11 protein-coding genes are annotated in these 15,591 nt (G+C 44.1%); 5 read left to right on the top strand and 6 right to left on the bottom strand.

Annotated features, from left to right (window positions below; all coding sequences use genetic code 11):
* Positions 1 to 18: 18 nt before the first annotated feature.
* Genes CXF60_RS12730 through CXF60_RS12720 form a run of 3 tightly spaced genes read right to left on the bottom strand, consistent with a single transcriptional unit; the run spans position 19 to position 4,689 of the window.
* Positions 19 to 897, bottom strand: a complete 879-nt coding sequence (locus CXF60_RS12730; protein WP_102092229.1) for an exonuclease domain-containing protein — start codon at positions 895 to 897, stop codon at positions 19 to 21.
* A gap of 44 nt (positions 898 to 941) precedes the next feature.
* A complete protein-coding gene (locus CXF60_RS12725; protein WP_102092228.1) occupies positions 942 to 2,540 on the bottom strand; it encodes a hypothetical protein in 1,599 nt (532 codons plus the stop codon).
* Positions 2,541 to 2,595: 55 nt separating this feature from the next.
* Positions 2,596 to 4,689 carry a hypothetical protein gene (locus CXF60_RS12720; protein ID WP_102092227.1) on the bottom strand — a complete coding sequence of 698 codons (2,094 nt, stop codon included), beginning with the start codon at positions 4,687 to 4,689 and terminating at the stop codon, positions 2,596 to 2,598.
* Between the two features lie 339 nt (positions 4,690 to 5,028).
* Between CXF60_RS12720 and ggt the strand changes: the two genes are divergently transcribed.
* The 5 genes from ggt to cysE all read left to right on the top strand — a co-directional run bounded on the left by ggt (position 5,029) and on the right by cysE (position 13,425).
* Complete coding sequence (gene ggt / locus CXF60_RS12715; protein ID WP_102092226.1) at positions 5,029 to 6,978, top strand: gamma-glutamyltransferase; 1,950 nt, start codon at positions 5,029 to 5,031, stop codon at positions 6,976 to 6,978.
* A 295-nt stretch (positions 6,979 to 7,273) separates the two neighbouring features.
* On the top strand, positions 7,274 to 10,993 hold the full coding sequence (dnaE, locus tag CXF60_RS12710) for a DNA polymerase III subunit alpha (RefSeq protein ID WP_102092225.1): 3,720 nt from the start codon (positions 7,274 to 7,276) through the stop codon (positions 10,991 to 10,993).
* A 72-nt stretch (positions 10,994 to 11,065) separates the two neighbouring features.
* Positions 11,066 to 11,446, top strand: coding sequence for an Hpt domain-containing protein (locus CXF60_RS12705; protein WP_057759831.1), 381 nt, complete (start codon positions 11,066 to 11,068; stop codon positions 11,444 to 11,446).
* On the top strand, positions 11,446 to 12,327 hold the full coding sequence (locus CXF60_RS12700) for an RNA methyltransferase (RefSeq protein ID WP_102092224.1): 882 nt from the start codon (positions 11,446 to 11,448) through the stop codon (positions 12,325 to 12,327). Before CXF60_RS12705 ends, CXF60_RS12700 begins: the two co-directional genes overlap by 1 nt.
* A gap of 189 nt (positions 12,328 to 12,516) precedes the next feature.
* Positions 12,517 to 13,425 (top strand): serine O-acetyltransferase, encoded by a 909-nt coding sequence (gene cysE / locus CXF60_RS12695; RefSeq protein ID WP_102092223.1) that lies wholly within the window; start codon positions 12,517 to 12,519, stop codon positions 13,423 to 13,425.
* 170 nt (positions 13,426 to 13,595) lie between these two features.
* Here the strand turns inward: cysE and CXF60_RS12690 are convergent, their stop codons facing one another.
* From CXF60_RS12690 to rarD, 3 genes are read right to left on the bottom strand one after another with little or no spacing between them, the layout of a single operon-like run.
* Positions 13,596 to 14,198 carry a 2-amino-4-hydroxy-6-hydroxymethyldihydropteridine diphosphokinase gene (locus CXF60_RS12690; protein WP_228707129.1) on the bottom strand — a complete coding sequence of 201 codons (603 nt, stop codon included), beginning with the start codon at positions 14,196 to 14,198 and terminating at the stop codon, positions 13,596 to 13,598.
* Positions 14,119 to 14,556 carry a dihydroneopterin aldolase gene (folB, locus tag CXF60_RS12685; protein ID WP_057759823.1) on the bottom strand — a complete coding sequence of 146 codons (438 nt, stop codon included), beginning with the start codon at positions 14,554 to 14,556 and terminating at the stop codon, positions 14,119 to 14,121. Before folB ends, CXF60_RS12690 begins: the two co-directional genes overlap by 80 nt.
* 42 nt (positions 14,557 to 14,598) lie before the next feature.
* The gene (rarD, locus tag CXF60_RS12680) at positions 14,599 to 15,561 is read right to left on the bottom strand and encodes an EamA family transporter RarD (protein ID WP_102092222.1); all 963 of its coding nucleotides are present in this window, start codon (positions 15,559 to 15,561) and stop codon (positions 14,599 to 14,601) included.
* Positions 15,562 to 15,591: the final 30 nt, after the last annotated feature.

The following is a 15,591-nucleotide window of genomic DNA, read 5'->3' as shown; positions in this document are numbered from 1 at the left end:
TTCGTTTTCAAACTAATCTTAAATTTTGATTAATTTTAAGAACTCTTTTTCTGCAAGAATTTTAATATCCAGCCCACTCTGTATCAACTCTTCTACCTTTCGATGCTTACTGCTTTTTTCATGACCTGCTAGCAACGTTAGATCCTGAGAACCAACTACAAGATAGTTTAACTTTTTTGAAGCCCCTGCTTTGACATTAAAACCATTTTTAGCTGCTATGTCAGCAATCTCTGCTCTACTAATACTAAGGTCTCCTGTAAAACAAATATTAAGACCTGCATATCTTCCTGACTCACTCCCTACCTTCGTGATATTACTTGGATAACTTCTACTATTAAGACGTCTTTGCTGGTGATAAATACGATTATAGTTGCTATCTGTCACCCAATCATGAATTGATAGACTATTTTCTCTAAGGATAGTTACCATTATAAAGCCACATGCTTTAGCATCTTCAAGTGCATCGTGATGATTAAATTGGTAATTCCACTCTTTACATACATTTGCCAGACTATAGCCTTTTACTGCGAAACGATGACATGTCCTACGTACTAATACAGTTGCATCTACCCACTGTAGCTCTGGTACTGGTAGTTTGTGAGCTTCTAAGCTTTTTATCAAAGCTCTTTGATCAAAATTAGTGTAGCTAACAACAACGTTATCGCCAATAAACTTTAGTATCTGCCCATATATATCGTACATAGACGGCGCATTTCTTACCATCCTGCTAGTAATCCCATGTACTTCTACATTTTGACCACTAAAAGAAGTTTGGGGTAATACTAAAGTGCAGTAGGTATCAATTAATTTACCGTTTAAGTATTTTGCTAGACCTATTTGACAGATAGACCCTACATCGCTATTAGCGGTTTCAACATCAATGGTAACAAAGTTCACTATATATTCCTTAATACAGTAGGCCCACTCTAAATCACCTTTACCTACTCAACCGAACCAAAACGCTCTCTGACCATCGGCAACATGTTAAATACCATTTTACCTACTGCCGTTCCATTACCATCTTGGTAATATTGCAGCAGCTCTGGAGCATACTTTCGTAAATCAATGCTATTGCTAGTGTTCGGCATCTGCACATTGCTTGGTAGGTTAGGAAACGCCAAATCCTTAGTGCTGATAGCAGAATACTGCTGCAACACATCTATCCGCATGCCCTTATTACTATTCGCTTCGCTAGTGTTATCTAACTGACGACGTAAGTGCTCCCATTTGAGTTGGCCACGTTTATCAAACCCGTACAGTTCCTGTACTTCTGTATTGGCAACGACCTCACCTGTCGCGACTTCCTCATGCATTTGATCTTTTATCATAGCCAGTATTTTTTGTACAATAGACTTACTGGTAAATGCCTTTGGATTTTGAATCGACTCAAACGCTGTCATCGGTTCGGGTTCTTGTACCAGCTCTGGGTATTTTTCACTGATTCGATCATAGAAAATCTGCATATATTTCTGTTGCGACGCTTGATAGTCCTTAAAGCTTTGTACTCGGCGAATGATTTGATCGCTTGGTAGCATAGCCAATAACTGGTGCGCGGGCAGCTTTGGAGACAGTGAAGCAAGTGAGTTAGGGGCAACATAATTAAACTGGCTGACAGGAGCCGCGTCATAAGTCGCATCTAACGCCGCAAAGTGGCTTTTTATCACTTCACCACCAAACCCTTTAGGTAACGTACCATCATCAATGGCTATTTTTAACCACTTGTTTTGCCATTTTGTACCGAGTTTATCGTCTAACAATTCTGAGTTTAGAATCGCAAAATTATCTGCCCATAGGTAAATATCACCGTTTTTAAAATCCATATAAATAGGCTGGTTGATACTGCTGTGATGATTACGTGCTTGGTATTGCGCACTAGCGAGCATCGTAGCCTTGCCTGCCATCGGTTGATAGATCCCTTGAGAGTCGATAGAAAGCGGCTTTAGTAGATACTCATCTAATAACTGTGCTTTCTTCACATCTAACGGTCTTTGTTTATCTTCATAATTATCAAATAGCGCTTGATAATCTGGTGCTACTTTTACATCGCTATCGTATTGATGGTCATCCCATGCATGATAGGCATCTACGCACTCAAAATACGACTGCCTTATGCTGTCACGCTTAGTATCGTAATCCACCGCCAGGATATCTTTGTTTTGCTGTTCTGCTTGCAAGATTAGAGCCGTGTATGCTTGATCGTGGGCCTCTTCGCAGTGTTCATCTACATAGTTTGATGCCGCCATTTTCTCCGTACTAGTACTAGTATTAGTATCAGCATCTGTAAATTGTTGGTTATTGCCAATCGCAAGATTGCTATGGTAGCTAAATGACTGACGACGCTGTTTTTGTAGTGCTGTCTCTAGTGTTTTTTTAGCCATGCTAGGCGCCTGTTTTACAGCCGCCGTGTTGGACTGGCCCAAACTGGTAGACTGGCAACCTGTTAACAACAGCGCCCCTGTCAAAAATGTGCTGGTTATTAGCAGATTGTTTTTAGTCTTAAATGGCAGACGTTGTGCAATGGTGTGATGTGCTGTTTTCATTTTTTATCCTTAATAGATATGAGCGTAAATGCAATGAGATGAGGTCATTTGACTTCTATTTTTCATTCATATCATCTTGAGCATCGTCAACTCGGCTCTCATCGACAGAGCCTGCGCCATTGTCATTATCGTTACCATACTCATCATTGCTATATTCATCACTGCTATAAGCACCCTCGACACCGTTATCTTGATAGTCGTAGCGTGCATAGCGGGCCGTTTGTAATCTGTCTTTTTTCGCGCGCTGCGTAGCTATCCATGCATTGCCATCGATAGGAGGCGTAGCGTCTGGACCAAAAGACTCAGCGAGCAGCGGTGTCAAGGCATGACGGTTAAAGCTGGCTTTATCGTAACGTACTTGGTTTAGCATGGTTGTGGTCGACCCCATCAAATCACCACCGATATTGATACGTTGCTGCTTGGCCAGCAGTCGATCTGAGCTGTCTAAGTAATAGTAGTTAATTTGATTAAACGAGATAGGACCGATAGCTTCGATAAGCTGCAATAGCGAACCGACATCCGCGCTTTGATAGCCTTTATTGTATAACTGCACTTTAGCCAGTGCTGTCTTTAGTGCGGCACCATCAGGATATTTATCTGGATTGGCATCTACGTATTCTTGCAGTGATCTCGTCACATATTTGAGCGTCTTACCAATCATTTCACCGCTTTGCTGACTACCAAAATAGACTTTGACTGCGCGAGTCGCACCGACTTCTTTGGCAAACGTGTCACCACTGATATCTACTGCGCTAAAATGCTCAGGCGCCAGCTCAGCCATGCTGCTCTGTATCGCATTGAGCACCGCATCGTAGAGCACCGCTGGTGGCAATTGTGCCGTGATACTTTCAGGCAAACCAAAGCTCACCGTATGCGAGGTCATCTGTGATGGTAACGGCGTATTCTCAGGGTTAACAAGTGCAACAATCGGCATAATGGCCGATGGATCTACTACGACACTGCTGTTATTAAAATCAAATGCTAACGGTATCTGTATCGATGAGCTAATCGTTGGTGTGGCGTAGTCGTAGCTATAGACGCTCTGTAGTTGGCGCTGCTTGGGACGATATTGACTGACACTATTGAATGTTAAATGCTCATACTGATAGGCATTGGATGCAGCTATTTGCTCAGGAGTGCGGTGGAACATATCAAGTATATTGCCAATCATGCCTGTAGATGACATTGGTAGGCTGCCACGATTTACCGTCTCTGTCTTAGCTTGCTGTTTTGCCATTTGCATGGCTTCATACTTTGTAGCCATTGACTTGGGACTTAACCCTGACATCCCTGAGAGCATACCTTCAGCACCGCTACTGTATTCATCATAATTATCATAGTCGTCACTACTGTAATTATCGCTGCTATAGTCATCTGCTGTATCGTAAGCATACTCGTTATCGCTGTTGGTATCACTGCTCGTCGGCTCATTCTCCCCCGCTTCAGCCAATATAGCTGCAATAGCTCTTCTCTCTGCTTCAGCTTCTGCTCTAGATTGATCGTAATCACTAGGATAGTTGGACTCTATCGAATCTTTCGCATCATCATAATTGTTATAGTCATCATTGTATGGCTCATCATCACTTTCGCTATATGCACCTTCAGGCTGATACACATAGGTTTCTATGATCGTTCTGAGCAAGCTACTCGATCCTGCGTCGATACTATCTGGGTCAACGAATGGTGCTGATCGATAATTGGCTGTGGCGACTGCCACATGCTCGGTCGCCAAGTGTTGACGAATGGCTGCTAGCAAGTGTGTTTTGGCTTGGTTTTCGGTATTCGGATACTTCTCTTGATCAAACAGCTGCTCATAACGCGCGGCCTGAACGTTTTGACTAGCAGTAAAGGCTTGACCTTGGCGTTGGCTCTGCGCGGCATCGGCGACACTAAAGTCCATCATGGTACTAGAGACGCTGCTATTCGATGACAGATTGGAAGATGAGCTAGCTGGAGTTGATTGGCAACCTGCGAGTACAAGTGAAGCACTACCAACGAGCAATGCGATAGAAGTCAATTTACCGGCTGGATATAGATGACCGTTATTATTGTTACCATTATAGTTTTTATGATCAGTGTTAGATAAATAAGTGGGCGCAGTCTCAGAGTAGCGCTGTCGATTGCGGTTATTAATATGATGTGATGACATAGTAATCTCTTTGTATGAATAGACAGTCGATAATGAGTGTGCAGTGGTACCGTTATTTATATCACAAGACGTTACAATTTAGTAATATTAGCGAATATTTTTAAAGAATTTCTTCATTCATAAATGATTTTCTCTGCATAACAGCTGTCTTATCATTAGCTTCATTTACTTGAAAATTAGCTTCGTTTATTTGAAATGTAGCTGATACAGCCAAGCGCTATAAAAGCGTACACCACAAAAGATAATAAACAACTTTCTACTATTTCATATTTTCGTTACTATTTAGGCTTATCTATTTCCTAGCTCTATTCTCTCCACTCGCGTAAAAAGGACTTTGCGATGTCACAGTTATTATCTCGCCACCATCGAACCGCTCAGCAGCGTAAACCAAAAATTAATACCTTACTCAAATCTAGCGTCGTGCTCATTACCAGTACGCTACTACTATCTATATCCGCACAGGCTGTAGAGCCAACGACCTCAACAAGTAACGCCACGGTCAACAATACATCAATCAACACCAGTGCCATAAACTTGGCCATCATGGCTGATAGTCCAACGGTATTATCTGAAACCAAGCGCATCACGCGAGCGAAGACCAATACCCTTAACACCACATATAGTAAAGCCAATAGCGACCAAGCTATTTACTCTGAAGACGCCATTCATCATCCAGTTTGGGCAAAGAACGGCATGGTCGCTACCCAAGAAGCGCTTGCCTCTGACATCGGTTTACAGATTTTAAAGGACGGCGGTAATGCGGTAGATGCTGGCGTTGCGGTTGGTTTTGCCCTAGCAGTAACCTTGCCGCGTGCGGGTAATATCGGTGGTGGCGGTTTTATGATGATTTATGATGCCAAACAAGGCAAAACGGTGGCGCTTGATTACCGTGAAAAAGCACCAAGTAGCGCCTCACGCGATATGTACCTTGATAAAGAAGGCAATGCTGTCAGCGACTTATCTCGTTATCATGGCTTGGCCGTTGGTGTGCCAGGGACAGTAGCAGGACTACTAAAAGCGCTAGAGGATCACGGTACGATGAGCCGCGAGCAAGTTATGGCACCAGCGATAGCACTGGCAGAAGACGGCATAGAAGTCACCGCTGGCTTGTCCGAGTCACTCACGGCGTTGAGCGATCGCCTGCAAAAATGGCCAAGTACCAAAAAAGTGTTTTTCAAGCCTGATGGCAGCGCTTATCAGCCGGGTGAACGTCTAAAGCAGCCTGAGCTTGCGCGTTCGCTAAAGCGGATTGCGGTACAGGGTACCGATGGGTTTTATAAGGGTGAGACCGCTCAAAAACTGGTCAAAGCAGTCAATGAAGCAGGCGGCAGCATGAGCCTGCAAGATTTGGCCAATTATCAAGCCATCGCTCGCGAACCTGTCAAAGGCGACTATCGTGGCTATGAGATTGTCTCTATGCCGCCGCCCTCCTCTGGCGGTATTCATATCGTGCAGATTTTAAATATCTTAGAAGGCTATCCGCTGGGTGACTACGGACAAAACAGCGCACAGACTATTCACTTAATGGCAGAAGCAATGCAGTTGGCTTATGCAGATCGAGCTGAGTATCTGGGAGATGCCGACTTTATCGATGTACCTGCCAGCGGCTTAACCTCACAAGCCTATGCGGACAAACTGCGTACGTTGATTGATCCCAATAAAGCCACGCCAGCATCTACCATCAAAGCCAACAATCCGCTACCTTATGAAAGCGATCAAACCACGCATTTCTCTATCGTTGATAAAGATGGCAATGCGATAGCCAATACTTATACGTTGAATTTCTCTTATGGTACTGGTCTCGTTGCGGACGGTACGGGCATTCTGCTCAATAATGAAATGGATGATTTCTCTGCCAAACCGGGCGTACCAAACGGCTACGGTCTACTTGGTGGCGATGCCAATGCAGTGGAAGCCAATAAGCGTCCACTATCCTCTATGAGTCCGACGCTCGTATTCAAAGACAGCAAACCTTACATCGTTACTGGTAGTCCAGGCGGTAGCCGTATCATCACGACTGTCACTCAGATTATCTCTAACGTCATCGACCATGATATGAATATCGCTGAGGCAACGCATGCGCCGCGTATCCACGATCAATGGCTACCTGATGAGATTCGAGTCGAAAAAGCACTGAATATTGATACCGTGAAAAAGCTCGAATCAATGGGTCATACGGTCAGTCCAAAATCCGCGATGGGATCTACGCAATCGATCATGCTCACACCAAACGGTGTTTATGGATCGTCTGATCCACGTATTGTCGATGCGGCAGTGGTTGGTTATTAAACAAACTGACTTTAATTATCAATTACATAGCCCTCTATACCTCGTTGTATTGGGGGCTTTTTGCTGTTGTCTATAACCGAGTTTTTACATCTTAATGACTTAACTTACGCAGATTAAACCCTTTGAACCTGTGGCTGTCTGCGGCAAATAATGCTATTATTGACGACCCCATTTAAAACGTATCAATATAGCTATCGAGGTCTTGTCGGCCACTAGATATCAGCATAATTGATTGATAATAATCAATTATTTTATCGGTAGCTTATTTCTTTGATCGTACCAGTAAGAGTCTTCTATGGCATTTGTACACCTTGGCATTCACAGCGAATATTCCATCACCGATTCTATCGTGCGTATCAAACCGCTGGTAAAAGCTGCTGCGGCTGATAATCAGCGCGCGTTGGCATTGACCGATTTGTCCAATTTATATGCCACGGTGAAGTTTTATCGTGCCTGCTTAGGTGCGGGTATCAAGCCTATCATTGGCAGTGAAGTCATCATGGATAATGAAGACACACGCCTTACCCTACTTGCGATGAATAATGAAGGGTATCAAAACATTACTCGCATCGTGTCGCTTGGGTTTACCGAAGGTCGTGCTGATCCTATCAATCATGGCACACCGGTTATTAAGCGCAGTCATATCTTGGAGCATGCAGCAGGTGTGATTGTACTGCTCACAGAGAAATCAGACGTGGGTCAAGCATTGGTCGGCTCGATGCCAGAAAAAGCCGATGAACTACTTACTGAGTGGCAGGCACAGTTTGACGATCGTTTGTACTTTGCGATCAAGCGTACCAATCGTTCAGGCGAAGATGCCTTTATTAGAGCAGCCATTCATTCAGGTGCCAAACACAACATCCCTATCATTGCGCATAATGACGTGCGTTTCTTAGAGCAGGATGATTTTGATGCTCATGAAGCTCGCGTCTGTATTGCAGGCTCTTATGTCCTTGCTGATCCAAACCGTCCGCAGACTTACTCGGATGAGCAGTATCTAAAAACACAAGCTCAGATGGAGCAATTATTTGCTGATATTCCGCAGGTCATTGATAACACTTTACGCCTCGCTACACGCTGCAATGTAACTTTGACGCTTGGTATTAACGTCCTACCTGATTTTCCTGTGCCTGAAGGCGAGACGATTGAATCGTTTTTCCGTGCCGAGTCACAACGCGGTCTTGAGCAGCGCTTAGATAAGCTGTTTCCTGTCGAAGCACGTACGGACAATTGGAGCGATTTCCGTCAGAGATACGATGAACGCCTTGCATATGAGTTAGATATTATTCTATCCATGGGCTTCCCCGGTTACTTCCTAATCGTCATGGACTTTATCCGCTGGGCAAAAGCCAATGGCGTGCCAGTAGGCCCTGGACGTGGTTCTGGTGCAGGCTCCTTGGTCGCATACGCATTAAACATTACCGACCTTGACCCGATTCATTACGATCTACTATTCGAGCGCTTCTTGAACCCTGAGCGTGTATCGATGCCCGATTTCGATATCGACTTTTGTATCGAAGGTCGTGACCGCGTCATTGATTATGTCGCGCAAACCTATGGTCGTGATGCCGTATCGCAGATTATTACCTTTGGTACTATGGCCGCAAAAGCGGTTGTGCGTGATGTGGCACGCGTACAAAGCAAATCGTACTTTTTAGCCAATAAAATATCCAAGCTGATTCCAAAAACGCCTGGCATCACACTGAGCCAAGCGCTTGAGCAAGAACCACAGCTCAAAGACTTGATCTCTAATCCTGATAATATGGATTATGAAGATGCCATTGAGATTTGGGAGATGGCGATTAAGCTGGAAGGCGTCTGCCGAAATGTCGGTAAACATGCTGGTGGCGTATTGATTGCTCCGCACAAAATCACTGACTTTAGTGCCATTTACTGTGATGATGAAGGTCACCGCGTCAGCCAGTTTGATAAAGACGATGTAGAAGCTGTTGGTTTGGTGAAGTTTGACTTTTTGGGTTTACGTAACCTAACCGTTATCAATGCGGCAGTTGAAAACATCAACTTGCGCCGTGCAAAAGAAAACGTACCTGCCTTAGTTTTGGAAGATTTGCCGTTAGATGACAGCAAAGCCTATAAGCTGCTGCAAGATGCCAAAACCACGGCGGTCTTTCAGCTAGAAAGTATGGGCATGAAGAAGTATCTGGCCAAACTGCAACCGACCAATATCGAAGATGTCATCGCCATGTGTGCGCTGTATCGTCCCGGCCCACTCGATGCAGGCATGGTAGAGATGTATATCGACCGTAAGCATGGTCGCGAGGAAGTCATTTATGACCATCCCAATCTTGAGCCGATTTTAGAGAACACTAATGGCGTTATTGTCTATCAAGAACAGGTGATGCAAATCTCACAGGTGATGGCAGGCTATAGTTTGGGCGGTGCTGATATGCTACGCCGTGCGATGGGTAAAAAGAAACCTGAAGAGATGGCCAAGCAGCGCGATATTTTTGTCACTGGTGCCACCTCACAAGGTATCGATGAGGTCACGTCAGGTGGCGTATTTGACTTGATGGAAAAGTTCGCAGGTTACGGTTTTAACCGCTCTCATTCTGCGGCTTACGGGGTATTGGCTTATCAAACAGCCTATCTAAAACAATACTACCCTGCCGAATTTATGGCAGCGGTCTTAACTTCTGATATGAACAACACCGACAACGTCGTGTTCTTTATCAATGACTGCCGTGAAAACTTTGGGTTGACCGTAGTCAATCCTTCAGTCAATCGCAGTGAGTGGCATTTCGTTGCCGATACTCCGACTAATATCATCTATGGTCTTGGCGCAATTAAAGGCGTGGGTGAAGGCGCGGTAGAGTCTATCGTAGATGCACGTCGCACGGATGGTCCTTTTAAGGACTTATATGACTTCTGCCGCCGTGTCGACATCAAGAAAGTCAATAAACGCACACTTGAAGCGTTGGTCAGTGCGGGCTGTTTTGATGACTTTGCCGCCACGCTACGACCTGACTTACCAGCCGATGAAGCTTACGAGATTCGCGGTGCCTTAATGAGTCAATTGCCCAGCGCCGTACAAGCCGCTGAGCAAGATCGTCAAAACCGCGAAATCGGTATGATGGATTTGTTTGGTGAAATGGACGGTGTGGTCGCAGCGCCGCCGTTAGTCATGACGCCAGAACTCATCTGGGGTGACAAGCACCGTCTAAAAGCGGAAAAGAACACCTTGGGACTGTACTTAACGGGACATCCAATCAATGAGTATTTGGATGAGTTAAAACGCTATACCTCTGGTGCGCGTCTCGATAAGTTGACCGATACTGGCTATAACGGCAGCTGCTATTTTTCAGGACTTATTATAGATATTGCCAACTTTGGTAATCGCAACGTGATTACTTTAGATGATGGTACATCCAGACTCGAGGTCAGCTGCTACGCTGAGCGTTTTAATCGTGTCAAAGAACAGTTGAAAATCGATGAAGTCGTCATCATCAAAGGCAGCATCCGTGAGCGTGATGGACGTTTGTTTGCACGTCTTGATAGTGCCATGAGTATGGTAGATGCCAGACTACGTTGGCTCAAAAAAATTAGTATCAAAGTTCACGGTAGTGATATTAATCTGCTCACACGTCTACAGCCGTTACTTAAATCAGCCCAGGCTGACATTATTCCTGAGCCGCGTCTGGCTTATAACCAAGAGCAAGACGAGCAAGGTAGCAGCGGTAACAGTGTCTACGATCCTGCAATGGGTGGTAGTTTGTATGATGAGAACGGTAATGACTTATTGGCATTAGAGAGCGACATGAACCATGATGCGGCCAATCAAAACGGTATGTCAGCCAGTTATGCCAATAATGCCCTGAGTAATACTGACGCTTCTATCAATGATAACTGTCTGCCACTTGGACTAAGCATTTATGAGGTCTATGGCATCGCAAATGTCGGACTGTCTGAACACTGGCGCGTTTACCCAAATGACGATAACCTGCAGACATTAAAGACTTTGGTCAGTGAAGAGAACTTACATTTCCATTACAGCTAAGACGTGCATTACGTTTTAAAAATTCATTATAGTAATCTTATTGCTTTAACTTTTATAAATTGGACAACCACCATGGATGACACTACAAATAATAATATGCTAGGACAAACCGATGAAGAAATTATCAATCATGAACAGTTCGAGGACATGCGTGACCTGCTTGAAGAAGACTTTGTTGATTTGATACAAGTATATTTTGCTGATAGTAAGCAAAGAGTTGCAGCGCTGCGAATTGCCCACCAAAAAGACGATAACGCCAATGGCTTTGAAACTGCTCATGCCCTAAAAGGTGCCAGCGCCAATTTGGGTACGACTCAATTAGTCCGTCTTAGCAGCCAGTTACAAGAATACTGCCGTGAGCGCCGTATCAATGAGCAAGCCGTCCTGATCGAAGAGATTGCCATTGCATTACACCGTGCTGAACAAGAAATCAATCAGAGACTGGGACAATAATGAGTAACGACGCTTCATTAGCAGTATCATCACGCACAGTGAACGACTATCTTGATTGCTTGCAAGTAGTCATGGTTAATACAACTTTGCCTGCCAATATTGGTTCGGCTGCCCGTGCGATGCATACCATGGGCTTATCTCGTTTAACGGTGGTCGACCCCAAATTGCCGATTGACGAAACCAGTGTGTCTCATGCAGCGGGTGGCAATGAACTATTATCGTCAGCTTTGATTGCACCCACTTTAGAATCTGCTATCTCAGACTGTCAGTTGGTATTTGCCGCTAGCAGTCGTAGCCGTCACTTACCTCGCCCTGTGGTGACACCTACGCAAGCCGCTAAGATTATGTTTGACTTTATCGATGCACAGGCAGCTTTAAGTGCAGACGATAGTAATGTTGATAACTCATCTACCGCGACTTCTAGCAAACCAAATATTGCTATATTATTTGGACGTGAAGACCGTGGATTGACCAATGAAGAATTGGCTTATGCTGATTATCACATTCAAATCGACGCCAATCCTGCTTACCCTGTATTAAATGTTGCATCAGCGGTGCAAGTGATCGCCAGCTTTATTTTTGCTTATGCTCAAACGCACACTCAGACAGCTGATAGTTTAGATTCGGATACAAGCACAGACGCCCAATCGACAATCAATGTGAATTTGCGTCAGCAATGGGATGAGCCTGCTATTAATCAGCAGCAGCTGCAACAGCTCACTCAGCGCACCACTGACCTTATGGTACAGCGTGGCCTAGCAAATAACGAACATCTAAAGTCATTGCCATCACGCTTGTCTAGACTTGGGTCACGTCTACAGCTTGATCAAAAGGAATATCAGTTATTAAGCGCTTTGATTGCAAAACTATCAAAAGACTAAAACAAGCCATAGTTTATGAGCTTGCCTTTGTTTGACAGCTTTTTACTATATTTTGCGGTATAAAGCTGTTATAACTTGCAGAAGCTTAGCGAAAATATATATTCCTGATTATCCGAACTTTATGACCATAGATTAGAGACATCGCTGTTTTCGCAACGACACTCTACCGACGAATAGATAGGACGCTTTATGTCATTGCCATCCAAATTATTCAAATCGCTTATTACTATCAAAAACGATTTGAAAGAAGATATTGATGCAGTATTCACCCGAGATCCTGCGGCGCGTAATAGTCTGGAAGTGATTCTAACTTATCCGGGCATACATGCGCTTGTTTTGCATCGCGGTGCACACTGTCTTTGGAACAATGAACAAAAACTAGCCGCTCGCGTGATCTCCTACGGCTCGCGTATCATGACAGGTATCGAGATTCACCCTGCTGCTAAGATTGGTAGACGCTTTTTTATCGATCATGGTGTCGGCGTCGTCATTGGTGAGACGGCTGAGATTGGTAATGATGTGACGCTATATCATGGTGTTACTTTGGGCGGTGTGTCTTGGAATAATGGCAAGCGTCACCCAACGCTAGAAGACGGTGTAACAGTCGGTGCTGGTGCAAAAGTTTTGGGACCATTTACAGTCGGTAAAAACGCTAAAATCGGCTCGAATGCAGTGGTAGTCAAGCCAGTACCAGCAGGTGCTACGATGGTCGGCAGTGCCGCGCGTATGATCTCAGATCATCACGATGAAAAAGGCAATCCAATCGCGACAAAAGTACAAGACGCTAAGCAACAAGAAAAAGTTGCGCAGGCTGGTGAGAACAACGATCAAACTAAAGATACTACCCCTACTGCCAAACGCACCAATACCTTCCGTGCTTATGGTATCGACCCTTATTCACAAGACCCTGTCGCAGAAGCTTTTGCCAAAATGCTCGAACATATTCAACAATCAGAGAATCGTCTCGATCAACTACAGTCAGCGATGTGCGATATTGATCCCAATTTCTGCAAAAAAGAATATGACAAGCTATGTCTAGAAGATTTAGATGTGATTGGTCGTGCTGATATCAATGACGCAGATAACGAGCAGAAGTAACTACTAGAACTTCAGTAAAAGAAATAAAACTAAGGGGCGTACAATATACTATACGCCCCTTAGTTTTATCTACTGCAAAAATATCAGATGTAGTCAGTGTCAGTTAAAATAAGTCATCTTACTAACTGTCTATTTACTGTCAATTTTTTCCCAAAATACTATTTAAAAGCTTAATCGATAGATGCGGTTAATTCCCTGACTCCCGCTTTCTCGTGCGCTTTAAATGGATAACGATCGGTCATTACAATCCAATCAGACATTGATTTAAATGTTGAATATTTACTTAGGCTATTTTCTTTGCCAGCCATTTTAATCATCAAAATATCAATATCCATTGTCACTTGCCGTACTTGATTCGGCTTAGTTTGTCGACATCTATGACAATCACCTTCAAGCGTTCTAAAGGTTTGCTGTAATTGTTGTAGGCTCACAGGTGTGGTCAGTGCTAGATGGACACACTGATTGGTATAATCAGGCTTTGGTTGTTCCAATGTTGCAGTAAAATCAGGGTTTTGAAAAGCCGTAGACAATCGCACCTCACCTAGCGCTGCTAATCGCTGCCTAGCAAGCGGTAGATACTTGTCAGCTTGGTAATTACTACCTAGCGCTAATACTAGCTCTACCACGGGATGCGCTTGCACAGTCTCAGGTGCGCATTGTGTTAGCATTGCCAAATTCAAATCCACTGACGTTTTATGCATCATCAGCTTGGCTGACGTTAACTTCTTTGGCAGCTTCTTTAGTAGCTGGCTCGTTGGTTGATGCTGGCGCATAGCGCGTTATTTGCACCCCTACCGTATCCGCTTGAGCAATAGCGGTAGGCTTAGCAATGCTCAACGTTATTTTTTGACAGTCATATTTTGCAAATATCTTATCAGAGATCTGACCAGCCAAATGCTCGAGCAGCTTTGCTTGAATCTCTTTGCACCACTCACTCACATCATCGCAGACTTCTTTATAACTCAGGGCATCGCTGACATCATCTGACACAGCAGCACGGCTAATATCCGTCTCAAGCGCGATATCAATGAGTAATGGCTGAGTAATGGCTCGCTCCCAATCAAACACACCGATTACTGCATCGACTTTTAGACCTTTTATAAATACCACGTCAGACTGAGTATGAAACATGCTTTCATCCTTGTTTGCTAATTTTTTTCGTGTTTTTAATATTTACTTAACCGATTTTAGCGCTTCTTCACGTAGACGTGCCGCTTTTAACGCTTTACTTGGACGATGGCGCCACAGGTCGATGCTGAATAATAGCAGACCTAACCAAATCAAACCAAATACTGCTAAACGATGTAAATCGAATGGTTCTTTATAATAGAACACCGCCAAAAAGAAAATAAAGGTCGGCGTCAGATAGTTCATAAAGCTTAGAATACTGTATGCAACAAGCTTGGTAGATTTATTGAATAATAGAAGCGGTATTAGCGTAATCGGGCCTGCGATCATAAGTAGCCAAATGTTTGAGCTAAACCAAAAGCTCAGTTGATGACTTGCCACATCAGATTGCCAAAACCACCACAGACATAACGGTACTAGCATTGCGGTCTCGACAAACATGGCATCGACAGCAGTCAATGGCGTTTGTCGTTGAATCGTCCCGTAAGTACTAAAGCTAAATGCTAAAATCAACGATATCCACGGCAGACTGCCAAGCATCACCACTTGAATGACGACAGACAACAGTGCAAAGCCAATCGCCACCCATTGCAGGGTACGTAAGCGCTCTTTGAATAAAATCATGGATAGTGCAACGCCAACCAATGGCCCAATAAAGTAACCCAAACTGGCCTCAAGAATACGGTCTTGATTGACCGCCCATACATAGGTCAGCCAGTTGGTTGCGATAATCACACTGGACAATAGAGATAGTGCAATCCATCTTGGGTTTTGCTTGAGTGTTTCTATCCACCCCCAGCGTTTGGTAGCCACTAATACAATCAATAGGCAACAAAACGTCCAAACGATACGGTGACCAATGATCTCCGTTGCATCATAATCAGATAGCTGTTTGAAGTATAACGGAAATCCACCCCAAATAAAGAACGCGATAAGCGCAGTAATAATGCCGCGTCTGGTTGTGGTTATCGGGGCAACGGGTTTTTTGATGACATTTTGGGTAGTCATAATATAGGACAACTTTTTAGAGCAAAGCGC

This window comes from Psychrobacter sp. 4Bb (genome assembly GCF_002836735.1).
Lineage (GTDB): Bacteria > Pseudomonadota > Gammaproteobacteria > Pseudomonadales > Moraxellaceae > Psychrobacter.
The sequence above is the reverse complement of the archived record's forward strand: the minus strand, read 5'-3'. Positions and strand labels throughout refer to the sequence as shown.